At 61.5% G+C, this 24292-nt stretch carries 17 protein-coding genes; 5 read left to right on the forward strand and 12 right to left on the reverse strand.

Translation table 11 applies throughout. The annotated features are described in order from the left end of the window. Nucleotides 1-194 precede the first annotated feature (194 nt). On the forward strand, nucleotides 195-2579 hold the full coding sequence (locus K3555_RS02440; RefSeq protein ID WP_260007257.1) for a mechanosensitive ion channel family protein: 2385 nt from the start codon (nucleotides 195-197) through the stop codon (nucleotides 2577-2579). 219 nt (nucleotides 2580-2798) lie between these two features. On the opposite strand, the gene K3555_RS02445 is transcribed toward K3555_RS02440, so the two are convergent. The 5 genes from K3555_RS02445 to K3555_RS02465 are packed head-to-tail and all read right to left on the reverse strand — an operon-like array spanning nucleotide 2799 to nucleotide 10008. Then, nucleotides 2799-4145, reverse strand: coding sequence for a CoA transferase (locus K3555_RS02445; protein ID WP_260007258.1), 1347 nt, complete (start codon nucleotides 4143-4145; stop codon nucleotides 2799-2801). Beyond that, nucleotides 4142-5296 (reverse strand): ABC transporter permease, encoded by a 1155-nt coding sequence (locus K3555_RS02450; protein WP_259994853.1) that lies wholly within the window; start codon nucleotides 5294-5296, stop codon nucleotides 4142-4144. Before K3555_RS02450 ends, K3555_RS02445 begins: the two co-directional genes overlap by 4 nt. Then, nucleotides 5293-6321, reverse strand: a complete 1029-nt coding sequence (locus tag K3555_RS02455; RefSeq protein ID WP_129372020.1) for an ABC transporter permease — start codon at nucleotides 6319-6321, stop codon at nucleotides 5293-5295. Before K3555_RS02455 ends, K3555_RS02450 begins: the two co-directional genes overlap by 4 nt. Then, nucleotides 6321-8234 carry an ABC transporter substrate-binding protein gene (locus K3555_RS02460; protein ID WP_260007259.1) on the reverse strand — a complete coding sequence of 638 codons (1914 nt, stop codon included), beginning with the start codon at nucleotides 8232-8234 and terminating at the stop codon, nucleotides 6321-6323. Before K3555_RS02460 ends, K3555_RS02455 begins: the two co-directional genes overlap by 1 nt. Beyond that, a complete protein-coding gene (locus K3555_RS02465) occupies nucleotides 8227-10008 on the reverse strand; it encodes an ABC transporter ATP-binding protein (RefSeq protein ID WP_260007261.1) in 1782 nt (593 codons plus the stop codon). Before K3555_RS02465 ends, K3555_RS02460 begins: the two co-directional genes overlap by 8 nt. Nucleotides 10009-10443: 435 nt before the next feature. On the opposite strand from K3555_RS02465, the gene K3555_RS02470 reads away from it, so the two are divergent. After that, on the forward strand, nucleotides 10444-11109 hold the full coding sequence (locus tag K3555_RS02470; protein ID WP_129372017.1) for a TetR/AcrR family transcriptional regulator: 666 nt from the start codon (nucleotides 10444-10446) through the stop codon (nucleotides 11107-11109). Nucleotides 11110-11139: 30 nt separating this feature from the next. On the opposite strand, the gene K3555_RS02475 is transcribed toward K3555_RS02470, so the two are convergent. After that, the gene (locus K3555_RS02475) at nucleotides 11140-14562 is read right to left on the reverse strand and encodes an indolepyruvate ferredoxin oxidoreductase family protein (RefSeq protein WP_260007263.1); all 3423 of its coding nucleotides are present in this window, start codon (nucleotides 14560-14562) and stop codon (nucleotides 11140-11142) included. Between the two features lie 145 nt (nucleotides 14563-14707). Between K3555_RS02475 and K3555_RS02480 the strand changes: the two genes are divergently transcribed. Further along, nucleotides 14708-15166 (forward strand): Lrp/AsnC family transcriptional regulator, encoded by a 459-nt coding sequence (locus K3555_RS02480; protein ID WP_027257545.1) that lies wholly within the window; start codon nucleotides 14708-14710, stop codon nucleotides 15164-15166. 117 nt (nucleotides 15167-15283) lie between these two features. On the opposite strand, the gene K3555_RS02485 is transcribed toward K3555_RS02480, so the two are convergent. Further along, nucleotides 15284-15676, reverse strand: a complete 393-nt coding sequence (locus tag K3555_RS02485) for a DUF3307 domain-containing protein (protein WP_259989765.1) — start codon at nucleotides 15674-15676, stop codon at nucleotides 15284-15286. A gap of 236 nt (nucleotides 15677-15912) precedes the next feature. Between K3555_RS02485 and K3555_RS02490 the strand changes: the two genes are divergently transcribed. Then, complete coding sequence (locus tag K3555_RS02490; protein ID WP_260008474.1) at nucleotides 15913-18870, forward strand: ABC transporter transmembrane domain-containing protein; 2958 nt, start codon at nucleotides 15913-15915, stop codon at nucleotides 18868-18870. A gap of 28 nt (nucleotides 18871-18898) precedes the next feature. After that, nucleotides 18899-19747 (forward strand): fumarylacetoacetate hydrolase family protein, encoded by an 849-nt coding sequence (locus K3555_RS02495; protein WP_260007264.1) that lies wholly within the window; start codon nucleotides 18899-18901, stop codon nucleotides 19745-19747. A 157-nt stretch (nucleotides 19748-19904) separates the two neighbouring features. Here the strand turns inward: K3555_RS02495 and K3555_RS02500 are convergent, their stop codons facing one another. The 5 genes from K3555_RS02500 to K3555_RS02520 all read right to left on the reverse strand — a co-directional run bounded on the left by K3555_RS02500 (nucleotide 19905) and on the right by K3555_RS02520 (nucleotide 24283). Further along, nucleotides 19905-20189 (reverse strand): helix-turn-helix transcriptional regulator, encoded by a 285-nt coding sequence (locus K3555_RS02500; RefSeq protein ID WP_129372959.1) that lies wholly within the window; start codon nucleotides 20187-20189, stop codon nucleotides 19905-19907. Between the two features lie 123 nt (nucleotides 20190-20312). Then, nucleotides 20313-21545 carry a mandelate racemase/muconate lactonizing enzyme family protein gene (locus K3555_RS02505; protein WP_260007266.1) on the reverse strand — a complete coding sequence of 411 codons (1233 nt, stop codon included), beginning with the start codon at nucleotides 21543-21545 and terminating at the stop codon, nucleotides 20313-20315. Nucleotides 21546-21548: 3 nt separating this feature from the next. After that, nucleotides 21549-21917, reverse strand: a complete 369-nt coding sequence (locus K3555_RS02510; RefSeq protein WP_260007267.1) for a hypothetical protein — start codon at nucleotides 21915-21917, stop codon at nucleotides 21549-21551. 24 nt (nucleotides 21918-21941) lie between these two features. Continuing rightward, nucleotides 21942-23030, reverse strand: coding sequence for a Zn-dependent alcohol dehydrogenase (locus K3555_RS02515; RefSeq protein ID WP_260007268.1), 1089 nt, complete (start codon nucleotides 23028-23030; stop codon nucleotides 21942-21944). Nucleotides 23031-23119: 89 nt separating this feature from the next. Next, entirely contained in the window at nucleotides 23120-24283 is a 1164-nt protein-coding gene (locus K3555_RS02520; protein ID WP_260008475.1) for a TCR/Tet family MFS transporter, read from the reverse strand. Nucleotides 24284-24292: the final 9 nt, after the last annotated feature.

Below are 24292 nucleotides of genomic sequence, written 5' to 3' on the forward strand. Positions count from 1 at the left end.
GAGGGTGTTTGCCAGCCCAGGCTCTGCAGCAGTCCGCCCAAGGGGCGGGTATATGAATTGGTATAGCCCGGAGCCTGTGTGCATGCAATCATGCGCCTTTGTTGCCTGCCGCACAGGAAATTGCGTCCGCGCCATTTGCGCAACGCTCTGCTGCGTGGTTAATTTGACGCAAGTTTCCAAAAGGATAGGCGGTCATGCTGCACGTTTTGTTCCGGGTTCTCATTTGCGGCCTGCTGAGTTTTGGCCTGGCCGCTCACGCCGGCGCGCAGGAAAGTGAAGCGAACGGAGCCGATACACTGTCCCGTGCGATCGAACAGGCGGCGCAAAGCGGTGTCAGTGTGGTCGTGGTGGACAGCAGCGGCCAGTTGCTGAACGCGCCGCCGGACGAGGAGCAGGAAGCGGACCATCCTGCATCAGACACGATGGAGCAGCCTTCGGCGCTGATGAAAGCGCAGTCCAGGGTTGCCGCCTTTCGGGCAGAGCTGAACAGCCGGCTTGAGGCGCTGCCCTATTCAATTTTTGAGATGCAGTACATTCTGCGCCAAACCAGCCCGGACGGCCGCATCATGACCTATGCCGAAGTGCTGGGCTGGAGTGTTTTGTTCCTGCTGATCGGGCGCTGGCTGTCGACAGAGATTTACGGCAAGCGCATCGCCAAGCGTTTTGTGGTCGCACGGATCCAGGCCAACCCGGAAGGCTATCAGGAAAAGATGCCATTCCTCGTGTACCGCTTCCTGATGGGGGTCGGGGGCACCGTTTTCGCGATGGTTTTTGCGGCCCTGATTTCCTATCTGATCTTCGGCGCTTCGGGCGACCCCTCAATCGAATTTACGGCAACGGCTGTCTATACGGCGTTTTTCCTGGCCCGCACGGTGTCCGATCTGTGGCGGATGGTGCTGTCGCCGTTCCTGGCCCAGTACCGGATACCGGTGTTCTCAGACCGGGATGCAAAGCGGCTTTACATCTGGGCGTCCCTGCTGGCGACTTATGACATCTCCTCGACGCTGTTTGCTACCTGGGTCGGCGATTTCGGTCTGAACTATAATGTCTACGCGCTGGTTTACGGAGTTCTGGCGCTGGTGGGGATGCTGGGCAACCTGCTGATGGTGCTGGTCAGCGGGCGTGCCATTTCCAACGCCATCCGCGCCGGTCGCGTGCCGGAAAAATGTTCCTTGCTGGTGCGTGTTCTGGCAGTTGCCTGGGCGCCGGTTCTGATGGCTTACATGGCATTTGGCTGGCTTAAGCTGGCCTTTGACCTGGTGCTGGAAAAGGATATCTCGATCCCGTTGATGGCGGGCAGCTATTTTGTTCTGACCACGATCCTGATTGTCTATGGGGCGATCAACTACTTCATCGAACGCTATTTCAGCCGCACCCGGCGAATGCAGGCTGCTATGGCGGCAACCGGGCCGGAGGGAGCCGCCACGGAAGCGGAGGGTATTTCTGAGCAACCGGGTGAAGAGGCTGTTCCGGATGAGGCGGAAACCGATGCGGAAGCCGCAGATGCACTGGCCGCAAGACACCCGATTGGCACGTACCAGGATCTTGCCCGCAGAGTGGCAGGCATTCTGGCCTTTGTCGTCGGGGCCTATTCACTGGTGATCGTCTGGAACCCGGACGCCCAATGGACCGAAACCACTGCGGCTGAACGGGTGATCGATGTGACGGTGATCCTGTTCATCGGCTATATCGTCTATCACCTGTTCCGGATCTGGATCGACAGCAAGATCGATGAGGAAACCGGCGATGTTTCGGAGGCTGAGCTGGGTGATGAAGGCGGTGCCGGGGGGGCCAGCCGCCTGGCTACTTTGCTGCCCTTGTTCCGGGGCACGATCCTGGCGGTTGTGCTGGTCTCGATCGTGCTGATCGTGCTGCTGGAACTGGGTATCAATGTCAGCCCGCTGTTCGCCGGTGCCGGTGTTGTCGGCCTTGCGGTTGGCTTTGGTTCGCAGACGCTGGTGCGGGATATTTTCTCTGGCGCCTTTTTCTTGATCGATGATGCCTTCCGCAAGGGCGAGTACATCGACATCGGCGACGTTAAGGGCACGGTCGAGAAGATCTCGGTGCGGTCTTTCCAGCTGCGCCATCACCTCGGTGCGCTGCACACGATCCCCTTTGGCGAGATCAAGGTTCTGACCAATTACTCGCGTGATTGGGTGATGATGAAGCTGCCGATGCGCGTCACCTATGACACTGACGTGGAGAAGGTTCGCAAGCTGATCAAGAAGCTTGGCCAAAAGCTGATGGATGATCCGGTCGTCGGACATACATTTATCCAGCCGCTGAAGTCCCAGGGTGTGATCGAGATGCAGGATTCAGCGATGATCATTCGCGTGAAATTCATGACCAAACCGGGGGATCAGTGGATTGTCCGCAAACGGGTGTACCAGGAGATCCGTGAATTGTTTGCCCGCGAGGGCATCAGATTTGCCCATCGTGAGGTCACTGTGCGGATGGCGCCGGACCAGGCCGAAGAGATGACGCCAAAACAGAAGGAGGCTGCCGCCGGGGCAGTGCAGGCGGCGATTGACGAAGATCTTCTGGACGAGATGGGCGGCCCGGGCGGCGATGACCGCTGAGCAGATACCTGACCGGCGGCCTCCCGCCCCCGCGCTGGACCGCTAGCGCGCTCCGCTTGGGGTTGGGCGTGGCGCCGCGCTGGCGCGCGCCGTTGCCTCCGGCGGGGGTATTTCTCCCAGAAAGAAGCCGCCGCTGCGGATACCGGTTTCGTTCTGGTTGAAAGTATTCCGGGGTGAACTGGCTGCAAGCCAGAAAGGGTAGCGTCGCATTTTTATTGGTTATTCCGGCCAGCATGCCGGGGCGCTGTCGCAATGGGAGGCGGGCCGGCCCCAGCGCATTTTGCTGGTGTCCAGGGCAAGCGGCGCAGCAAGGCGGCGGCCCGGCCCCCAGCCGCTGTTTTCGATCTCCTGGGTGAAGTCGCTGTGTGCCGGTTTGGCGACATACGGTCCGCCGGCACATTTCTGCATTCCACCAAGCAGTTCTGCGGTGCGGGCAAGCGATAGATGCGCTGCGGGCACTGCCGCCCCTTGGGCAGCAGTTGCCAAGGCCGAGAGCACCGCTGCTGCCATCAAATAACCCGTGGCATGGTCCAGCGCTTGTACCGGTAAAGGCTGCGGATCGTCCGTCTTGGCCTGGACGCGGCCTGTATCGGCGATGCCAGCACTCATCTGCACGAGGCTGTCAAAACCGCGCCGCAGGGCCCAGGGGCCGGTCCAGCCATAGGCATCCAGAGAGGCTTCAACCGCATTGGGAGCGATCCGGCGGCGGGCGTCCGCGCCGTAGCCCAGACCATCCAGCGCACCGGGACGGTAGCCATGCACCAGCACATCGGCCTTGGACAGCAACGCCTCAAACCGCTGCCGGTCCGCTGTATTGCGCAGATCCAAGGTGGCCATGCGCTTACCCAGCGCAACATCGGTGATGACACCAGGTTCGTCCCAGCCGGGCGGGTCGATACGCAGCACATCGGCGCCAAATCCGGCCAGAGTGCGGGTGGAAACCGGACCGGCCAACACCCGCGTGAGGTCCAGCACTCTCAGTCCGGCCAGCGGGCGTTCGGCTGTTGCCTTTGGCCGCTCACGCAGTTGGATAACACGGGGCGACCGCCATAGGATCAGCGGTTCCGCCGCCACAGAAAGACCTTGCGGATGCGACAGCCAAGCCGCTCGGCTGCGCATGGCGGCGGCCGCACCGCCTGCGTTTACGATTTCGTCTTCGAGATGACTGGCCTGCCATTGTTTCACGGCAACTGCCACGGCCGCACGGTCTCCCGCGCAGTCTAGTACTTTCAGGGCAGCTTGCCGGTGGTGCGGCAGGTTGGTGTGCAGGCGGATCCAGCCATCTGCGGTTTCATAATTGCCGGCCACCGGATCCCACAGGCTGGGAAGCTCCCAGCCCTCGGGGCGGAAACTGTAGCTGAACCAGAATGAGGCCAGGCGCTGGTCCACCGTGACGTCCGGTGCAACGGGCGCAAGGTTCAGCGCCTGTACCAGCCGCGCCAGTTCCAACCCCACGGCGGCGACTGAGGCATTGGCAAGTTCTGTCACCGCAAAGGCGCTGCGCCAGTGTCCTGTGCCGGTGAGGCGGTAGCTGCCTGGCGCCGGCAGGGCAGTGAGCAGGGTCATTGCTGGTAAGGATCCAGGCTGTCGCGCAACCCGTCACCGAGGAAATTGAATGCCAGAACAATAATCACAATCGGCAGCATCGGGATCGCGGTCCAGGGGTAGATTTCGATCGAGGCCAGGTTTTGCGCGTCATTCAGCATCACGCCCCAGCTGACCGCCGGCGCGCGCAGGCCAAGGCCGAGGAATGACAGCGCGGTCTCGCCCAGGATCATCGCCGGGATTGAAAGCGTGGCCGAGGCGATCAGATGCGACATGAAGTTCGGCAGCAGATGTTTGCGGATGACGCGGCCGGAAGAGGCCCCCATCATTTCGGCAGCGCGCACGTATTCCTCTTCGCGCAGGGACAGGAATTTTGCCCTCACCGATCTTGCAAGCCCCGGCCAGTCGAGAATGCCAAGGATGATCGAGATGACAAAGAACACCGCAACCGGCGACCAGTTCGAGGGCACCGCGGCAGACAGTGCCAGCCACAAGGGCAGCTCGGGCAGGGACCGCAGGACTTCGATCACCCGGTTGATCAGCCAGTCGGTTTTGCCGCCGAAATACCCGGCCATTGAGCCAAAGAAGATGCCAAGGACGAAGGACACGGAAATGCCGATCAGCCCCACAGTAAGCGACAGCTGCGCACCATAGGAAACGCGGCTGAAGATGTCGCGGCCCAGCCGGTCGGACCCCAGGATAAAGATCGTCGCCTCTTCGGTTGCGCAGAACAGGTGGCGGTTGCTTTCGATGAGACCGGCCAGTTTATAGGTTTGGCCCTCACAGAAGAATTCAAGCTTCAGCGGACGCGAGGTGTCGGGGCTGAACTCCCACTGGAAGGTTTCCAGGTTGGCCTCGGAGGTCATTGGATAAACGAAGGGTCCCACGAACGCGCCCTCGTGGAACAGCTTGATCGATTGCGGCGGGGAATACAGATGCTCTGAAAAGCGCTGGTTTGGTCCGTAGGGCGCAAGGAAGCCGGCGAACGGGATCATGAGGTAGGCGACCAATAGGAACAGGCCTGAAATCAGTCCCAGCTTGTGGGTCTTGAATTTGCGCCAGACCAGCAGCCAGTTCGGCGCGTCCAGGTCCTTGCGCTCCAGCTCCAGCAGCGAGGCCTGCGGGTCGAAAGGTTCATCATCGACATAACGTCCATCAGGCAGCCGGGTCATGCGCCGCGCCCCTCATACCGGATCCTCGGGTCAAGCAGCACCAGCAGAACATCTGAAACCATGGTGCCGATCAGCGTAAGCAAAGCAACGAACATCAGCACGAAGCCCGACAGGAACATGTCCTGGGTTTTAAGCGCCGTCAGCAGGGTCGGCCCGATGGTTTGCAATCCCAGCACCACCGACACCAGCACCGAGCCTGAGATCATTGCCGGCAGCAGGTTGCCGATGTCGGCGACAAAGGGGTTGAAGGCGACACGCAGCGGATACTTGGCCAGCATCCGTGAGGGTTTCATGCCCTTGGCGATGGCAGTTTCCACATATGGCTTGCCAAGTTCGTCCAGCATGTTGGCGCGCAGGCGCTGCATCATCGCGGACGCTCCGGCAGTGCCGATCACGAAGGTTGGAACGATCAGGTGGACGAGAATGGACTTCACTTTGTCCCAGTTCATCGGCACGCCTTCGTATTCGGGGGCCATCAGCCCGCCGATCGGCAGGTCGAACCAGCGGTGGCCATAGTAGAACAGGATCAGTGCCAGCAGGAAGTTTGGCGTAGCGAGACCCAGGTAACCGATAAAGGCCGAGGTGTAATCAATCCAGGTGCGGGCCCGCGCGGCAGCCAGCACCCCCAGCGGCAGCGCCACTGCATAGACAAAAACCACGGCGGACAGGTTTACCAGAACTGTAAGCCACAGGCTGTCGCCGACGATATCGGCAACCGGGCTGTCGAACTCGAATGACCAGCCGAAATTTCCCTGGATCATGCCGGAGAACCCGTGCGGGCCGGGCATGAAGCCCATCCAGATCATGTATTGCTGCCACAGCGGTTTATCGAGCGCATATTCCTGCCGCAGGAATTCCGCCTTGGCGACGCCTGCGGACTGGCCGGTGGCCTGCAGCTCGGCAATCTGGTTGGACAGATAGTCGCCGGGCGGCAGGTTGATGATGGCAAAGACCAGCACCGACACCACCAGAAGCGTAAGCAGCATGGTGCCAAAGCGGTAAATGGCGTAACGCAGAATTTCCATCAGCCCTCGCCATCCTCAAAAAAGAACTCATCCGGACGGTAAAGGCCGAAATGGGCACCGGGGTCCCAGGCCCATATTGCCTGTTTGGGCACATTGCGCAGGCGGTTGCTGACCACGACGGGCTGCGGTGCGGCGGCCACAACCCCGATGGCATAAACCTGATCAGCGTGGATTTGCAGCATGGCGCGCCAGGCGGCGGCACGCTCGGCATCTGTGGTGGCCATGTTCCAGTCCTGCATCAGATCCATCAGCTGCTGTGCCGGAGCCATGTCTGGCGGCTCGCCTGCGTCGCCGCCGGTTTGATAGAACTGGCCCCACTTCGGCCAGGATAGGAACACCTGGTCTGTTGGCGCCAGATAGGCAGGCGAGGTGTAGACCTGCGGCAAGCCATTGTCCCAGCCGAACCAGGCAGAAGCCATGGTGCTGCCGGAAAACACCCGGTTGCGCAGGATGTCGCGGTCCAGCGGGCGCATAACCAGTTTGACCCCGACATCACGCCAGTCGTCCGAGATTATCTGCAGTGCATTCTCGACTTCCTGACGCTCACCGGCTGTTTCCACGACCAGCTCCATCAGCCGCCCGTCGTCCAGATAGCGGATGCCATAGGCGTCTTTCTTTGTAAGGCCGGCCTCGTCCAGCAGGCGATTGGCCTGCTCCGGGTCGAAATCCGCCCAGGCGGCACGCAGGGCGGGGTCGAAAAACTCGCTCTGCTCCAGCACCGTCATGGCGCCGGACTTGGCCAGGTTGAAATAGAGCGCCCGGTTGATGGCCCGGCGGTTGATAGCCAAGGACAGCGCCCGGCGCACCCGGACATCGCGCAGCACCTCGCGCCAGACCGGATCCTTGGCATTCAGGTTCGGATAGATTGCAATCTGCGAGGCGGCACCGGAGCCCCAGAGATAAGTCTTGTAGTTTGCGCCGTCTTTTTCGCCTTTGCGCAGGATCGGAATATCCCGGAACCCCAAACCGCGGGCCTGCAGGTCGGCTTCCCCTGCGTTGGACTTGGCCGCTACCAGGCCGGCGGTCACGATTTCCATTTCCACGGTGTCGATATAAGGCAGCTGCACACCGCGGCTGTCGATCCGGTGGTAATAGGGATTGCGCACAAACTGGTGGCGGATCTTCTTGCCTGGCGAGGCGTTGATCCAGGGCTGCAGCGTCGGAAGCTCGTGGTTATCGAACTTGTACATGTTGTCGTATTTGTTGTGCAGCGCAGCCCAGCTTTTGACGCGGGCATAGTCGACTTCCTCTTCCAGCACATCCGGGTCGGCGTAATCGGCGTGGAATTGTTTCAAGTATTCCGCCGGCCGGTAGATGAAAGGCGGGCGCGCCTGGGCCAGCATGTGCAGGAAACTGGGGTTCGGGTCGTCCCATTCATAGATGATTGTGGTTTCGTCGGGAAAGCTCACGCGCGGCAGCTTGCCGTTCACGCGCAGGAAATCCGGCGGACCGGCCGGGCTGAGCAGCTTATGGTTGGCGACATCTTCCCACCAGTAGCGGAAATCGGCAGAGGTGAAGGGATCGCCGCTGGACCAGCGGTGGCCGCGCCGCAGTTTCAGGGTGTAACGCCGGTTCCCTTCGTTCTCATAGCCCAGCAGAATGTCAGGCTGCAGCCGGTAGCGTTCGTCATAGCCCGCCAGGCGGGCATAGCCGTATACCACCATCTGGCGGATATCCTTGGAACGGGTCACCATGGTGTTCAGCGTGCCGCCCTCGATGCCAAAGTCCCGGCCCTTGGCCGCCAGGTCGACCACAAGCGGCACCTCTGGCAGGCGTTTGGCCACTGGGGGCAGATAGCCCGCCTTGACTTCGGAACTCCAGAACTTGCTTTCCTGAACCTCGGGGCCGCACAGGGCAGAAAGCGGGGCAAGGCAGAAGGCAGCCGTCAAAAGGGGTTTCAGGACATCAAGCATGGCAGCGCACCTTATGGCCGGGTTCCAGGTGTTTCAGGTTTACCAGTCGCGGGGCATCAGATCCGTTAAAGCGGAATTCCTCGGGCCAGCAGTCCGGCGCGCCTGCGCCCTGGGCCACCAGTTTCAAGTCGATGGGCCGGTCAATATCGGGTTCCGGCTGGGCTGCGATCAGCGCCTTGGTGTAGGGGTGCTGAGGATTATAGAACAAGGTTTCCGGCGGTGCCTGCTCGACAATCAGTCCTCGCCGCATCACGGCGACCTCATCTGCGATGCGGGCCACCACGGCCAAATCATGGCTGATGAACAGATAAGACAGGTTCTGCCGGTCGCGGATTTCCTCGAGCAGCAACAGGATCTGTTCTTGCACTGAAACATCCAGCGCCGAGGTCGGTTCGTCGCAGACGATCAGCGCCGGCTCCAGCATCAGCGCGCGTGCGATCGACAGCCGCTGGCGCTGACCGCCGGAAAATGCGTGCGGGTAGCGTTTAAGCATGTCCGGGGACAGGCCAACCAGCCGCAGCATGTCCGCCGCCTTGTCCCGGCGTTCGGCGCGGGAACCGATGCGGTGGATTTCCAGAGGCTCCACCAAAGTGTCCTGAATGCGCATCCGGGGCGACAGCGAGGAGTAAGGATCCTGGAACACCATCTGGGCCTGCCGTTGAAAGGCGGTGCGCGCGGCGCGGTCCATGCTGTGCACGGTGACCGCCGGCTGGTCAGGATCAGGGCGGAACAGCACCTCGCCGCCGGGATCCGGCAGCTCTGCCCCCAAGGCAATTCGTGCCGCCGTGGTCTTGCCCGACCCGCTTTCGCCGACAACTGCCAGGGTTTTTCCGCGGGCCAACCGCAAATCAACCTCGCGGCAGGCGTGGATCAGGGTCGGAGCTTGCCAGCCCTTGCCGGCTCTTAATGTGTAGGTCTTGGAAACCGACTTCATTTCCATGATCAGGTCATCGCGTGGTGGCGGGATGGCGACGACCGCTTCATCCGGGATTTCCGGGGCAGCGTTGAACAGGGCCTTAGTGTAGGGGTGGGCAGGGGTGCGCAGCATCGGTTCCGCACGGCCGGATTCCATTACCCGGCCCTTGTGCATCACCACCACTTGCTCTGCCATATTGGCGACCACGCCCAGGTCATGCGTGACTAGGATCATCGCCATACCGGTTTCGCGCTGCAGCTCTTTCATCAGCCCCAGAACCTGGGCCTGTGTGGTCACGTCCAGCGCCGTGGTCGGCTCATCCGCGATCAGCAGGTCCGGCTTGGCCACCATGGCCATGGCGATCATCGCCCGCTGGCGCATCCCGCCGGACAGTTCGAAGGGATAAGATCTGTAGGTGCGTTCCGGATCGGAGAACCCGACCCGCTCAAAGCATTCAAGGACCTCCTTGCGTGCCTTGCGTTCGGACTTGCGGCCATGCAGCCACAGCACTTCGGACACCTGATTTCCGATCCGGTGCAGCGGGGAAAGCGAGCGCATCGGCTCCTGAAAAATCATTGCGACGGTATTGCCGCGCACGTCGCGCATCCGCCGTTCGTCAAGCGTCGCAAGGTCAAGCTCGCTGCCACGGGTGTTCAGCAAAATGCGCCCGGAGCGCAGCTGCGCCACCTTCGGCAGGATACGCAGCACCGCCCGGCAAGAGACCGTTTTGCCCGAGCCGCTTTCCCCGACCAAGGCGAGTGTTTCGCCTGGCTGCACAGCAAAGCTCACGTCCTTCACGACGGAGTCGCCCTTGCCAAACCCAATGCTGAGATTTTCAACGGAAAGCAGCGGGCGCATTCAGAATTGTCCGCCCAGCTGGTTCAAGGCACTCATGAGATCGTGTTTTCCCCTGTTTTTTGGCCTCACCTTCGCGCGCTGAAGGCTGCTTAGTCAAACCCCATTTGCCCAGATGCCCGTTGTGCAAGGAAAAATTGATGGGTTTTCCGGTTGCACTGTGGGCGCCGCCCAGTGCCGTCAGCCCGCAATCGCCCTGCATATCCGGTGTTTTCGGTCCGGTGTCCCAAGGAGGAATAACAGTTTCTCACATTAGCGTGCCGGCACGTGTTTTATGGTGCAATGTAAAATCCTGCCCTCCGGAGGCTGCGGACATGCTGTGGCCCCGGCGCCACTTGGTCCTTGCCGCAAATGGCTGCTGACAGGATTGCCTTGTTGGCGCCAGCAGTCAGCCCGGCTTAGGATGCCAAGGAACGCACGCATTCCGAAAGGTCGCACATGGCGCAAAAAACTGTTCTGCACCGGGACGATCCGGAAGCCGAGCCGCTGGTCGGCAACATTAAGGTCACCCGCAACGACTGGCTGAATGTCGCGATGGATGTGCTGATCTCGGACGGGGTGGAGCAGGTGAAAGTGCTGGCGCTGGCCGAGCGGATGCAGGTTTCGCGTTCGTCGTTCTACTGGTATTTCAAATCACGCCAGGACTTGCTGGATGCGCTGCTCAAGACCTGGGAGCAGACCAATACCGCCGGCATGGTCCGCCAGGCCGAGGCGCCGGCCAAGGCCATCACCGGGGCAGTGCTGAATGTGTTCCAGTGCATCGCCAACCCTGATCTGTTCAACACTGCGCTGGACTTTGCCGTGCGTGACTGGTCGCGCCGTTCCGGCAAGGTGCGCAGCCTGCTGGACCGCTCGGACCGGCGCCGGGTCGAGGCGCTGACGGCGATGTTTGCCCGCTACGGCTATGCGGACCGGGAAGCAGTGACCCGGGCCAAGGTGCTGTACTACATGCAGCTCGGCTATGAGATGGCGGATCCGAATGAAAGCCACGCGCACCGGCTGGAGGTGACGCCCGAGTATCTCAAGGTCTTTACCGGGCGCGAGCCGTTGTCCGAAGAGATGGCGGACTTCACCGAATTCACCAAACAGCACTGGGACGTCTGAGGCACCAGCCGCGGCCGCGGGCGTGTGGTATTACAGGCTGCGGAGAATATCCTCAGCCTGCGCGCGCGCCTCCTCAGCCGCTTTCAGCCGGACCGGGCCATAGCCGCGGATATCCATCGGCGCTTTCAGTACCTTCAGGCAGGCCTCATGCGCATCGGCACTGTAACGGCTGGCGATGGTCTTCAGCGCGGTCTCAAACCAGGTCAGCAGATCGCGGTGCAGGCGGGCTTCCTCGTGGTAGCCGAAGATGTTGAAGGCCGAACCGCGCAACGTCTTGCCCTTGGCCAGCAAGTGCATCGCCGGTCGCAGCCAGGCCCCAAAGGCCCGTTTTACCGGGCGTCCGCGGGTGTCCTTTTTCCAGTTCAGCAAAGGCGGTGCGAGGTGGTACTTGACACTGAAATCCCCTTCGAACTCATCCTCTAGCTGGTGCTGGAAGGCGTCGCTGGTCAGCAGACGGGCAACTTCATATTCGTCTTTGTAAGCCATCAGTTTGAACAGCGCCCGCGCTGCGGCTGCGGTCAGGCCTTCCTGTGCCTCTGCGGGCAGAGCGTCGCGGAACCGGTTCAGGGCAGCGGTGTAACGCCCCGCGTAAGCCATGTTTTGATAGCCGGTGAGGAAAGTGGCGCGGCGTTCGATCAGCGCGTCCAAAGTTTCCGTCTTTGCGGGCGTCTCCTCAAAGTGGCTGGCGACCAGTTTCGGGTCCTCCGCCATGGCACGGCCTATGGCAAAGGCGAGGCGGTTTCTTTCAATGGCAACGCCGTTCAGCTCAATCGCCTGGTCCAGCGCCCCGGCACTGACCGGCACCAGCCCTTGCTGCCAGGCAAAACCCAGCATCATGACATTTGCCAGCACAGCGTCGCCCAACATTGTCTCGGCGGCCTCATTGGCGTTGAAACCGGACAGGTTTTGCTCTCCGACGGCCTCGGCAATGGTTTTCTCGCGCAGGCCTGCCATCAAATCAGCATCGCGGCGCAGCACCAGATCGCCAGTGGGCATTTCCGCCCGGTTCAGCACCACCTTGGTGCCTGCGCGGTAATGGGCCGAGGCCTTGGGCGCCGAGCTGACCACCACGTCGCAGCCGATAACTGCATCCGCGCCGCCCTGTTCGATGCGCACCTGGTTCAAGGTGCCGGGTTCTTTGGACAGCCGGATGTAGCTGAGGACAGTGCCGAACTTCTGCGCAAAGCCGGTGAAATCCAGCACGCTTGATCCTTTGCCTTCCAGATGCGCCGCCATGGTGATCAGCGCGCCGACCGTGACAACACCGGTGCCGCCGACTCCGGTGACCAGCAGGTCGAACGGCGTCTTGAGAGAGGGCAGTTCCGGCGCCGGCAGTTTGGCGGTCAATGCGGCGGCGTCCAGACCAGCGCGCTTTTTCTTCTTCCGGGTGCCCCCTTCGACAGTGACAAAAGAAGGGCAGAAGCCGTTCAGGCAGGAGAAATCCTTGTTGCAAGTGGACAGGTTGATTTTGCGCTTGCGGCCAAAGGGCGTTTCCTTCGGCTCGACGCTCAGGCAGTTGGATTCAACCGAGCAATCACCACACCCCTCACACACCAGATCGTTGATGAAGGCAAAGCGTTTCGGGTCCTCCATCTTGCCCCGCTTTCGGCGGCGGCGTTTTTCAGTGGCGCAGGTCTGTTCGTAGATCAGAACAGTGACGCCGGAGATGTCCCGCAATTCCCGCTGTACCGTGTCCAGCGCGCTGCGGTCATGGAAGGTGGTGCCGGCGGGGAAGTCGCTGCGGACAAACTTGCCGATGTCGTCCGAGACCAATGCAATCCGTTCCACCCCCTCGGCGCGGCAGGTCTGGGCGATACCATGCACCGAGACCGGCCCGTCCACCGGCTGGCCTCCCGTCATCGCCACCGCATCATTATACAGGATCTTGTACGTGATATTGGTGCCGGCCGCGACTGCCTGGCGGATCGCCAGCGAGCCGGAATGATACCAGGTGCCTTCGCCCAGGTTCTGGAACACATGCTTGTTTCCATTGAACTGCGAGGCCACGGTCCAGGGCACGCCTTCGCCGCCCATCTGCGCATAGCCGGCTGTATCGCGGTCCATCCAACTGGCCATCACATGGCAGCCGATGCCGGAAAACGCCTTGGATCCTTCGGGCAGCTTGGTGGAGCTGTTGTGCGGGCAGCCGGAGCAGAAATAGGGCGTACGGGTGGCACCGGGCACGTTCAACAGCTTCGGCGGTTCCGCCGTGAGTGCTACCGCCTTGGCTGGCAGGTTTTCCTCCGGGAAAAAACTATCGAGCCGCGCGGCAACAATGGGGGCAAGCAGCAGCGGGCTCAGCTCCCCGGTCCAGGGGATCAGAGGTTCCCCTTGGCTGTCGTATTTGCCGACCATCTTTTCGGGTTTGCTGCCGGGCCAGTCATAGAAGTTTTCCTTGAACTGGCTTTCAATGATACCGCGCTTTTCCTCGACAACCAGCACTTCCTGCTTGCCTTTAACGAACTTCAGCGCGTCGGTGCGGTCCAGCGGCCAGACCATACCGACTTTGTAAATGTCGATCTTCAGGCGGCGGCAGGCGGCCTCATCCAGCCCCAGAAGCCGCAGCGCTTCCATCAGATCCAGATGCCCTTTGCCGGTGGAAACAAAGCCAAAACGCGCGTCCTTGATGTCGTAAATCCGCTTGTCGATCGGGTTGGCCTCGGCAAAGGCACGAACTGCATCCAGCTTGGCGTGGATACGGGTCTCAATCTCGGGCGAGGGCAGGTCGGCGCGGCGGATATGCAGCCCGCCCGGGTAATCCGCCAGCTCGGGGTAGATAAATTCACGGTCCGGCTGCAGGTCCACCGAGCGCGCGCTTTCCACGGTTTCCGACACCGCCTTGAAGCCGACCCAAGTGCCGGAGTAGCGCGACAGGGCAAAGCCGTATTCGCCGAAAGCCAGATATTCCGACACATCTGCGGGGTTCAGCACCGGCATGAACCAGGACATGAAGGCCACATCCGACTGATGCGGCATCGAGGAACTGACACAGCCGTGGTCGTCACCAGCCACCACCAGCACACCGCCCTTTGCGGAGGAGCCATAGGCGTTGCCATGCTTCAGCGCATCGCCGGAGCGGTCGACGCCCGGCCCCTTGCCGTACCACATGGAAAACACACCCCCGACCTCGCAATGCGGGTCCAGCACGGCCTGCTGCGCACCCAGGACAGCTGTTGCGCCAAGGTCCTCGTTCACCGCAGGCATGAACTTGATCCGGTTTGCCCGCATCCGGTCCTTGGCGCGCCAGAATTCCAAATCGACCGCGCCCAAAGGCGAGCCGCGGTAACCTGAGACAAAGCCCGCGGTATTCAAGCCGGCCTCCTGATCGCGGCGCGCCTGATCAAGCATAATCCGGGCCAAGGCCTGGGTGCCGGTCAGGAAAACCCTGCCCTGGGTCATTTCATACCGGTCGTCCAGCTTGTAGCTGCGGAAATCGTGGCTCAGCTTGGTCATCTCGGGGAATCCTTGCGCGGAAGAGGTGCTTTCCGGAAAAGTAATCCACAATGTCTGAAAAGATTTGCCCGAGTTACTGTTTTTGCGGGGATTTATGGTTAGAATTCCCGGATGGCAGGTATTTGGTGAAGAAAGTGACCGGAATATGAAACTTGATGACCGCGATTCCCGTATCCTCACCTTGCTGCAGGAAGACTCCCGCATCTCCAACGCCGATCTGGCTGAGGCCGTGGGCATGTCGCCGTCGGCCCTGTGGCGCCGGGTGCGGGCGTTGGAGGAGGCGGGCATTATTGAACGTTACGGTGCGGTGGTGAATGCACCGGCAATGGGGCTGGGGTTCCAGGCTATCGTGCATGTGCATTTAACCCGCCACGACCCGGACAAACTGGTGGAATTCATTCGCGCGGTTGAGAGCAGCCCGCTGGTTCAGGAATGTTACGCAACAACTGGGCAGTCCGATTATCACCTGCGGGTCCTGGCTCCGGATCTGGATGCCTATAACCGGTTTCTGGAGGATTTCCTGTTCCGCCTGCCAGCAGTTGCCAGCGCCCAGACCAATGTGGTGCTGCGCACGATCAAACGGGACAGGCCGGTCGTGCCTTAGAAAATTCGCTTGCGGCGGGTGTACTAGCGCAGAGCCGAAGGCGGGGCTGTCATCCAGCTTCTTCTTTGCAAAAATACTCCGGGGGTCTGGGGGCTGGCCCCCAGCTTGCGGGTGCGGTTACATCGCCGCGTATTTCACCCAGGCCCAGGCCATGGCGATATAAGTCAGCTGGTGCAGTGCCTGATCTGATCCCATGGCCTGCCAGAACATCGCTTGCTGCGGGTTCAGCTTTTTGCGCTCAGAAAACCGGGCCTTGCCGAAGTCGATGTGAAAATGCACGACCCATTCCAGCGCCGCCAGCACCAGGATGAACGGCACAGGGGCGCTGAACAACGCGTAGACAATGGCCGAGCCGATCACGTGGACACCCGCATGCTGGGCACGCCCCGCATGGACATAGGCGCAGCGGCCGGACAGCATCTTGGGGGTTTGCAGAAAGAAGTCGGCAAACAGGTGCTTGACCTGCAACGCGCAGAGCAGCAGCAGAACGGATCCGACATATTCCGGCAAACCTATTGACCTCCAGCATGGATACCTCGCTGGAACCTTACGGATTTTTTGCCGTCTGGCAAATGCCGCGCCGGCAGGGTGCCGCAACGGGACAAGGCGGTGTTCTGCCCATTGCCTGTTCCTGCCAAACCGCGCTACCCATAAGGCAGACCACATCCGAAGCCGCCATTTATGGAGCTTTCCCCATCGAACGCTCTTTGTTCCGTTTCATCTGGAAGTACTCGAAACGCGACCAGCTGGTGCTGCTGCTGGTCACGGCCTGCTTGTTTCCGCTTCTTTACCTGACGCTGGAGCTGCCGAAACGGATCATCAATGATGCAATCGGTGCTGAGACCTCCACCATAACCCTGATGGGGCAAAGCTTTGATCAGCTGACCTTCCTGTGGATTCTGTGCGGCGGCTTTCTGTTGGCGGTGCTGTGCCACGGCCTGCTGAAAATGCGCATCAACACCATGAAGGGGGTGCTGGCCGAGCGGATGCTGCGCCGCTTCCGTTATCAGCTGATCGCCCGGGTGCTGCGCTTTCCGCAACCTTACTTTGAACGGGTCAGCCAGGGCGAACTGGTGTCGATGGTCACTTCGGAATCCGAGCCGATGGGCGGGCTGATGGGGGATGCGGTCAGCCAGCCGGTGCTGCAAGCCGGGCAGATGCTGACCATCCTGTTTTTCCTGTTCCTGCAGAATTTCTGGTTCGGAATGGCAGCCATCGCGCTCATCCCGCTGCAAGGCTGGCTGATCCCGATGCTGCAACGGCAGATCAACCTGCTGAACAAAAAACGCATCAAACAGGTGCGGGCGCTGGCCACTGAGATCGGCGAAAGCGCCGCGGGCGCCGCGACGCTGCGGATCAATGGCGGCTGGCGGTACCGGATGGCGATCATCACGGCGCGGCTGGGGCGGCTGTATGACATCCGCTTCGAGATCTACCAGAAAAAATTCTTCATGAAGTTTCTCAACAACTTCATCACCCAGCTGACGCCGTTTTTCTTTTATGCCGTCGGCGGCTTTCTGGTGCTGCAGGGCAAAGTCTCATTGGGCGCATTGGTGGCGGCGCTGGCAGCCTACAAGGACCTGGCATCGCCCTGGAAGGAATTGCTGACCTATTACAACCAGACCCAGGACATGGGATTGCGCTGGGACGTGATCCTGGAGCGCTTTGCGCCGCAGGGCATGGTGGATGAAAAACTGCTGGCCGGCGAGCCGGAGGAGCTGGAGCGCCTGCGCGGAGATGTGGTCCTGGATGCGGTCAATGTGCGTGACACGGATGGTAATCCGGTGCTGGAGGAGCTGAGCGCAACCTTCCCCGCAGGGCAGGTTATCGGTATCGCAGCCCCCTCCGAGGAAGACCGCCGAGCTCTGGCGGAACTGCTGACGCGGGAAATTCTGCCCGCAACAGGGACGGTGACGGTGGCCGGGCAGAACCTCAGCGGGATGCACCAGGCAACGGTGGCGGCGCGGATCGGCTATGCCACCTCGCGGCCGGTTCTGTTTCAGGGATCTTTTGGCGACAACGTGATGATGCCAATGCGGCTGCGCCCGTTGGGCGCGGCCCACAACTTGCAACAGCTGGAAATAGCCAAACGCGCGGGCAACAGCCCGGATCCCTTTGATGCGCCCTGGCTTGATCCCAAACTGGCGGGTTTCTCCAGCGAGGCGGAACTGCGGAGCTGGTGGCTGCAGCTGGTTGAGGGGATCGGATCCGATACCGCCCTGTTCCGCCGGGGTATCGAACAGTGTTTCGAGGCACCTGCCCACCCGGATCTGGCAGAGCGGCTGGTCGGATTGCGCGCTTCGGTGCGCAAGGCGATTCTGGACGCCGGTCTGGATGTGCACGTGCATTTTCTGGAACCAGAAGCATACAACCCGGCGCTGCCGGTTGCGGAAAACCTGCTGTTTGCAGCCTCGCAGCAAGCCATGACCGGCGAGGTCTTGCATGGGCATGCGGAATTTCTCGACCAGCTCAAGCAGCTGGGGCTGGACGAAGGGCTGGTGGCGCTGACCCGTGATGTGGTGGAGATGCTGCGGCAGATCTTTGGTATGGATGGCACTGGCCACCCGCTGTTCCGCAAGCTGGGCCTGGATGTGGGCGCCTATGAAACAGCGCTGTCGCTGGCCGACCGGCCCGGAACCGTCAATGCGGCGGCGCTCAGCCGCGAGGAGCTGGCGCAGCTGCTGATCGTGCCTTTCACCATTTCGGCGGAACAGATCGGCCCGGCCTTTGAGGAGGAGATGAAAGAGCGGATCCTAGGCTTCCGCCGCAGTCACGGGCAAAGCCTGCTTAAGGCTTTGGGCGCCGGCTTTGTGCCGTTTGCGGAAGAGGCCATCGCCCCCACGCTGACGGTTCTGGAAAACGCTCTGTTCGGCAAAATATCGGATGCTGCCGGGGCCAAGGGCGATGAGGTTCGCAAACTGGTCTCGGAACTGATGGTGCGCGAAGGCTTGCGCGACCAGGTGGTGGAGCTGATCTTTGACATGCCGATTGCGGTGGGCGGGCAGGGGCTGGCCGCCAGCTTTGCCGAACCGCTGGCCTTTTGCCGGGCCACAATCAAGAAACCGGATATCCTGATCCTCGATTCCGCAATGGCAAGCTATGATCTGGAAACCCGCGTCGCGGTGCATAAGAACCTGCGAAAACTTTTGCCCGGCACCACGCTGATCTATCTTGCCCCCAGCTTTCAGAGCCCGGATGTGTTTGACGTCTTCTTTGAACTGCGCCAGGGCCGACTGGTCAGCGACGAGGCGCAGGCCGCGGCAGCGGGCGACGGGGCGGCCAGCCAGGACCTGGCCCGCAAGCTGAGGGCACTGGAGCAGACTGAACTGTTCTCCGGCTTGAACCGCCGCCAGCTTCGTCTTCTGGCCTTTGGCGCCCGCTGGTATGATGCCAAGGCGGGCGAGGTGGTGTTCCTTAAAGATGATGAAGCATCGGACGGGGCATATATGATCCTTGAAGGCGAGGCAGAGCTTTACTTGCCGCAGCCGGGCGGCGAGGACCGGCTGATTACCACGGTTGGCCCCGGGCGGCTGGTGGGGGAACTGGGTCTGATCCGCCATGAAGCCCGGGCGCTGAGCATGATCGCGGCGACGGACCTCAGCTGCCTGCGGATCGGCGAGGAAGAATTTCTGGCAGTGGTGGAAAATGACGCCTCCACGGCATTCAAGCTATTGCAGGTGGTGGCGGGCTACGTCTCCAACTGATCCAGGAATTGAGACAGGGAACCAGAACATGAAACTGCTGCGGTACCGCGCGGGCGGCGAAACACGGCCGGGTCTTCTGGACGACACAGGCGCAGTCCGGGATCTATCGGCGCATGTGCCGGACATCACCGGTGCGGTGCTGGGGGACGAAGCCTTGGGCCGGCTGGCAGCGCTGGACCCGGCGGAACTGCCGCTGGTGGAGGGAAACCTGGAGCTGGCGCCATGTGCCGGGCAGACGGGGAAGTTCCTTGGCATCGGCCTCAACTACACCGATCACGCAGAAGAGATGGGCATGGCGCTGCCAGAGCATCCGATCCTGTTCCTCAAGGCGACCTCTGCCATTTGCGGACCGGACGATGACGTGATCCTGCCGCGCGGCTCAGTGGCGGCGGATTGGGAAGTCGAGCTGGGCGTGGTGATCGGCACCGCAGCAAAATATGTCTCCGAAGACGACGCGTTGAACCATGTGGCAGGGTATTGCGTGGTCAACGATGTGTCCGAGCGCGATTATCAGACCAAGCTGACCGGCCAATGGACCAAGGGCAAGAGCTGTGACACCTTCGGGCCGATCGGCCCCTGGCTGGTGACGCGGGACGAGGTGCCGGACCCGCAGAACCTGTGGCTGACCTGTGATGTGAACGGCGCGCGGCGGCAGACTGGAACCACGGCCACGATGGTGTTCACCGTGGCTCAGATCATCTCGCATCTAAGCCAGCTGATGACCTTGCATCCGGGCGATGTGATCGCCACCGGCACCCCGCCAGGCGTCGGCATGGGGTGCAAACCGCAACCGGTCTATCTGCAGTCCGGCGACGTGATGCGGCTGGAGATCGAAGGATTGGGAGTGCAGACCCAAACGGTCCGGTCTGACGTGTGACGACCCGCAGGCGGCTTCTCCCGCCCGTTCCGGCGCATTCGCAGAATGCGCCTTCCCGGTTGGGCGTGGCGCTGCGCCATGCGCAGCGCGGGCCTGAATTCTGCGGCCCTAAAGCAGAACATGCCGAAGCTGCCTGGCTGCACGCGGCCGCGAGCGTTCAAGCGCCGCTGCAGAATTGCTTATACAGCAAGGCTATCAATTCTTGTGTGTTGCCGTCAGTCAGGGAATAGAAAACCGTCTTGCCTTCCCGCCGCGTGGCAACCAGATCATCTTCACGCAACCGGGCGAGCATTTGGCTGACTGCGGCCTGGCGCATGTTTAACAGGGCTTCCAGCTCACCCACGGATTTCTCGCCGGTGCCAAGATGGCATAGGATCATCAGCCGCCCTTCATGGGCAAGCGTTTTGAGGAAAGCAGCCGCTGCTGCGGCGCGTTCCTGCATGTCGACTGGCGTTTCCGGGTCGATGAGGTCGTTGTTCTGGGCAGGCAATATGCGGCATCCTGGCTGGTCGTCTGCCGCATATTGCCTCTATTCTCCGGGCCAAGTCACCCAGGAATTACGGCCTCAGTCCACGATCGGCGGAGAGCCACCGGCAAAGGCGTTGCCATTGGCGTAATCACAAGGCGCTTCTTGCATATTGAGGTGCAAGTCAGTTCCGGTGAACGGATGGGCACGGGCAAGGTCTTCGTCCACTTCGATGCCCAGGCCCGGTGCCTCCGGCGGGGTGATAAATCCGTTCTCTACCCGGATAGATCCCTTGATCAGCTGATCGTGAAAGGGGGTTTCGATGGTTTCCAGCAACAGAATGTTCGGGATTGAGGCTGCCAGGTGGATGTTGGCAGCCCATTCCACCGGTCCGGCATAAAGATGCGGCGCCATTTGTGCGTTGAACACTTCGGCAATGGCCGCAACCTTTTTCATTTCCCAGATCCCGCCGGCGCGGCCCAGGGCGGGCTGCAGAATCTCGGCGGCACCAGCCCGCAGCACTGCAGCGAATTCCGCCTTTGTGGTCAGCCGTTCGCCGGTGGCCACAGGAATGCGCAGGTTGCGGGCAACGCGGGCCATGTCTTCGATATTGTCAGGCGGCGTCGGCTCCTCAAACCAGAGCGGGGAATAGGGTTCTATTGCCTGGCCCAGGCGGATGGCGCCGGCAGTGCTGAACTGGCCATGGGTGCCGAACAGCAAGTCTGCCTTATCGCCCACGGCATCGCGGATTGCCTTGCAGAACGCCACCGACATCGAGATATCCGACATCGCAGGCATATGCCCGCCGCGCATTGTATACGGGCCTGCGGGGTCGAATTTCACCGCAGTATAGCCTTCGTGCACCTTTTGTGCCGCGGCCTCGGCGGCCATTTCAGGCGAGGTCCAGAACGGTATGATGTCCTGATGCGGCAGCGGGTAGAGATAGGTATAGGCGCGGATGCGGTCATTCATCCGCCCGCCAAGCAACGCATGCACTGGCCGCCCGCGGTCTTTGCCCAGAATATCCCAGCAGGCGATTTCCAGGCCCGAGAAGGCCCCCATCACTGTGAGGTCCGGACGCTGGGTGAAACCCGAGGAATAGGCGCGGCGGAACATCAGTTCGATGTTTTCCGGGTTTTCGCCCTCCATGTGGCGCGCGAATACGTCGCGGATCACATGGGTCATCGCATCGGGCCCCACTGACGACGCGTAGCATTCGCCCCAGCCGGTGATGCCGGTGTCCGTGGTGACTTTCACCAGAATCCAATAACGCCCGCCCCAGCCAGGGGCAGGCGGGGCGGTTACGATGATATCCAGATCTTGAAGTTTCATAGTTTAGGTCTCCGAAGCCTCGGCAAAGGCTGCTAATTCCTTGCCGATCTCATCAATTGCGGCCCCTGTGCTGAAAAACGCCAGGTCAGGGGCCTCTGCTTCGTCTATAAAAACCTCGATCTCGATCTGCACCCGCGACCCGTCAAAGGCGCCGTCAATCCGCCAGCGGCGGGTTTCGTTCAACGCCATGTCCTGGATCGCGCCGACAACGGAAGCGGTGAAATCCGCAGGCAGGCCGAAACGGGGATTATTGGCCAGCCGGGTCAGGAAAGGGCCGACACTGCGGGCATCAAAATTCATCGATGCCTCAGACGTGATCGGCGGCGGCTTGGAGGCCTCGGGTTTGAAGAGATCGGTCAAAAATTTCAGCACGCCCTGCGCTCCGCCTTGAAAGTGTCAGCCGAAGACAATCACATTGCGTTTGGCTGAACCAGTCTTGGTGTCGGCAATCGCCTCGTTTATCTGTTCCAGGCGCCAGCGCCCCGAGATCAGCTCGTCCAGTTTCAACCTGCCCTGCTGGTAGAGGTCTACCATCCAGGGGATATCGCGCTGGATCACCACATCGCCCATTTTGGAGCCGATCAGCCCCTGGCCCATGGCTGCCAGAACCACCGGTTCATAAGCAGCCTTGGCACCTGAATGCGGCATCCCGATCAGCACCGCCTTGCCGCCGCGCGCCAGGTAGCGGGGGGCCTGGTCATAGGCCGGGATGGCGCCAACGGTGATCAGCACCGCATCAGCGCCGCGGCCGCCAAGCGCCTTGTATGCGGCCTTCCATGGCTTTTCTTCGGTGGCGAGCACCCCGTGGGTGGCGCCGAATTCCTTGGCGATCTCCAGTTTCCCGGGGTTCATGTCCACTGCAACGATGCGGCGGGCGCCGGCGATGCGGGCGCCCTGGATGGCGTTGAGGCCGACGCCGCCCGCGCCGATAACCACCACATCCTGGCCCGCACGCAGCTGCGCTGCATTGACCACCGCGCCCACGCCGGTGATCACCCCGCAGGAAACCAGCGCCGCGGCATCCTTACCCATGTCTTCCGGGATTTTCACGATCTGGCGCTGGTCCACCACAACCTTCTCGGCAAAGGCGCCGCAGGCCATGGCCTGATCCAGCGGTTTGCCGTCCGCGGTTTTCAGCGGGCCGCGCACGGTATCATGCGGCGTTTCGCAGATCACCGGCCTGCCGCCAGCACAGGAGGGGCAGGTGCCGCAGCTGCGGATCAAGGTGACAACCACGGATTCACCTTCGGCAAAACCTTGGACACCAGTGCCAACTGCGGTGATCACACCGGCAGCCTCATGCCCGTAGACGGCAGGCAGATGCCCGCCCCAGGCGCCCTCGGCAAAGGAAATGTCGCTGTGGCAGATGGCAACCGCGTCCAGCGTGACCTCGACCTCGCCCATTCCAGGCGGCGCCAGCTGCACCTCCTCGATCACCAGCGGGGCGCCGAATTCATGGCAGACGGCGGCTTTGATGGTTTGCATGTTCTTTCTCCCCGTTTTCAGGCAGCGTGGCGCGGTGGGCGCCCCGCAAGCAAGCCGGAATGCGGCAGCAGCGCCGCTGAGCGGCGCTTTTACGCGACGGAAGTCTTGCTGCGCAGGAACACTACGCAGCCAATCGCCATCATCAGCAGCGCCAGCAGGAACGGCGCGCCAGGCAGGTAGAGGCCGGCGCCTTCACCGGTGAAGCGGGCAAACACCGCCGTCATCATCAGCGGTGACAGGATCATCGCCAGCGCATTGACGGCGGTCACTACCCCTTGCAGTTCACCCTGCTGGTTGTCCTCAACTGCCTGTGCCATCATTCCTTGCAGCGCGGGCTGGACAACTGCCCCCAGGGCCGAGACCGGGATCAGCAGCAATGCAAGGGTGCCGCTGGAAATAAACGCGAGAATGCCAAAGGCGATAAAGTCAAACAGCTGCCCCCAGATCACCGTCCGCCGCTCGCCGAACCAGATCACGGTATAGCGCAGCAGCCAGCCCTGCACCAAAGCCATCGAGATACCGTAGACCGCCAGCGACAGGCCGATCACCTGCGGCTGCCAGCCGAAACGTTCCAGCGTGAAATAGGCCCAGATCGCAGGGTAGACATAGATCGCAACAGAATAGAGGAAATAGACCCACAACAGCGGCTTGATGCCCGGAATACGCCCGACTGCGCGGAAGGCGCCAAACGGGTTGGCGCGGCGCCAATCAAAGGAACGGCGGTTCTTGTCCTGCACCGTTTCGCCCATCACAAACCAGCCGAAAGCGAAATTCACCAGCACCAGAACCGCAGCGGCATAAAACGGCGCCCGCGTGCCCAACTCGCCCAGCAGCCCGCCCATCAGCGGCCCCAGCACGAATCCGGCACCAAAGGCCGCACCCAGCATGCCGAAATTGGCGGCCTTCTTTTCCGGCGGCGAAATGTCGGCGATATAGGCACCCGCTGTCGAATGCGTCGCGGCGGTGATCCCGCCCAGAATGCGGCCCAGAAGCAGCAGCCACATAGTGCCGGCAAGGGCCATGATCAGATAGTCCAGCGCCATCACAAACAGCGACACCAGCAGCACCGGCCTGCGCCCCACCGCGTCGGACAGGCTGCCGAGGACCGGGCTGAACAGGAACTGCATCACTGCAAAGACAGTGCTGAGCACACCGCCCCAAACTGCTGCCTGCGCCAGCGAGCCGCCCTGCACCCCGGTGATCAGGCCGGGCATTACCGGCATGATCAGCCCGATGCCCATGGCATCGATCATCACGGTCGC

The organism is Leisingera sp. M527 (assembly GCF_025141525.1).
Classification (GTDB): Bacteria; Pseudomonadota; Alphaproteobacteria; order Rhodobacterales; family Rhodobacteraceae; genus Leisingera.

Bases quoted from the DNA above. Each gene is read 5' to 3' on its own strand.
- K3555_RS02460 (WP_260007259.1), bottom strand. From the start codon at position 8,234: ATGCTTGATGTCCTGAAACCCCTTTTGACGGCTGCCTTCTGCCTTGCC.
- K3555_RS02440 (WP_260007257.1), top strand. From the start codon at position 195: ATGCTGCACGTTTTGTTCCGGGTTCTCATTTGCGGCCTGCTGAGTTTT.
- K3555_RS02500 (WP_129372959.1), bottom strand. From the start codon at position 20,189: ATGCAGGAACGCGCCGCAGCAGCGGCTGCTTTCCTCAAAACGCTTGCC.
- K3555_RS02470 (WP_129372017.1), top strand. From the start codon at position 10,444: ATGGCGCAAAAAACTGTTCTGCACCGGGACGATCCGGAAGCCGAGCCG.
- K3555_RS02450 (WP_259994853.1), bottom strand. From the start codon at position 5,296: ATGACCCGGCTGCCTGATGGACGTTATGTCGATGATGAACCTTTCGAC.
- K3555_RS02505 (WP_260007266.1), bottom strand. From the start codon at position 21,545: ATGAAACTTCAAGATCTGGATATCATCGTAACCGCCCCGCCTGCCCCT.
- K3555_RS02465 (WP_260007261.1), bottom strand. From the start codon at position 10,008: ATGCGCCCGCTGCTTTCCGTTGAAAATCTCAGCATTGGGTTTGGCAAG.
- K3555_RS02495 (WP_260007264.1), top strand. From the start codon at position 18,899: ATGAAACTGCTGCGGTACCGCGCGGGCGGCGAAACACGGCCGGGTCTT.
- K3555_RS02520 (WP_260008475.1), bottom strand. From the start codon at position 24,283: ATGATCGATGCCATGGGCATCGGGCTGATCATGCCGGTAATGCCCGGC.
- K3555_RS02445 (WP_260007258.1), bottom strand. From the start codon at position 4,145: ATGACCCTGCTCACTGCCCTGCCGGCGCCAGGCAGCTACCGCCTCACC.
- K3555_RS02480 (WP_027257545.1), top strand. From the start codon at position 14,708: ATGAAACTTGATGACCGCGATTCCCGTATCCTCACCTTGCTGCAGGAA.
- K3555_RS02455 (WP_129372020.1), bottom strand. From the start codon at position 6,321: ATGGAAATTCTGCGTTACGCCATTTACCGCTTTGGCACCATGCTGCTT.
- K3555_RS02475 (WP_260007263.1), bottom strand. From the start codon at position 14,562: ATGACCAAGCTGAGCCACGATTTCCGCAGCTACAAGCTGGACGACCGG.
- K3555_RS02515 (WP_260007268.1), bottom strand. From the start codon at position 23,030: ATGCAAACCATCAAAGCCGCCGTCTGCCATGAATTCGGCGCCCCGCTG.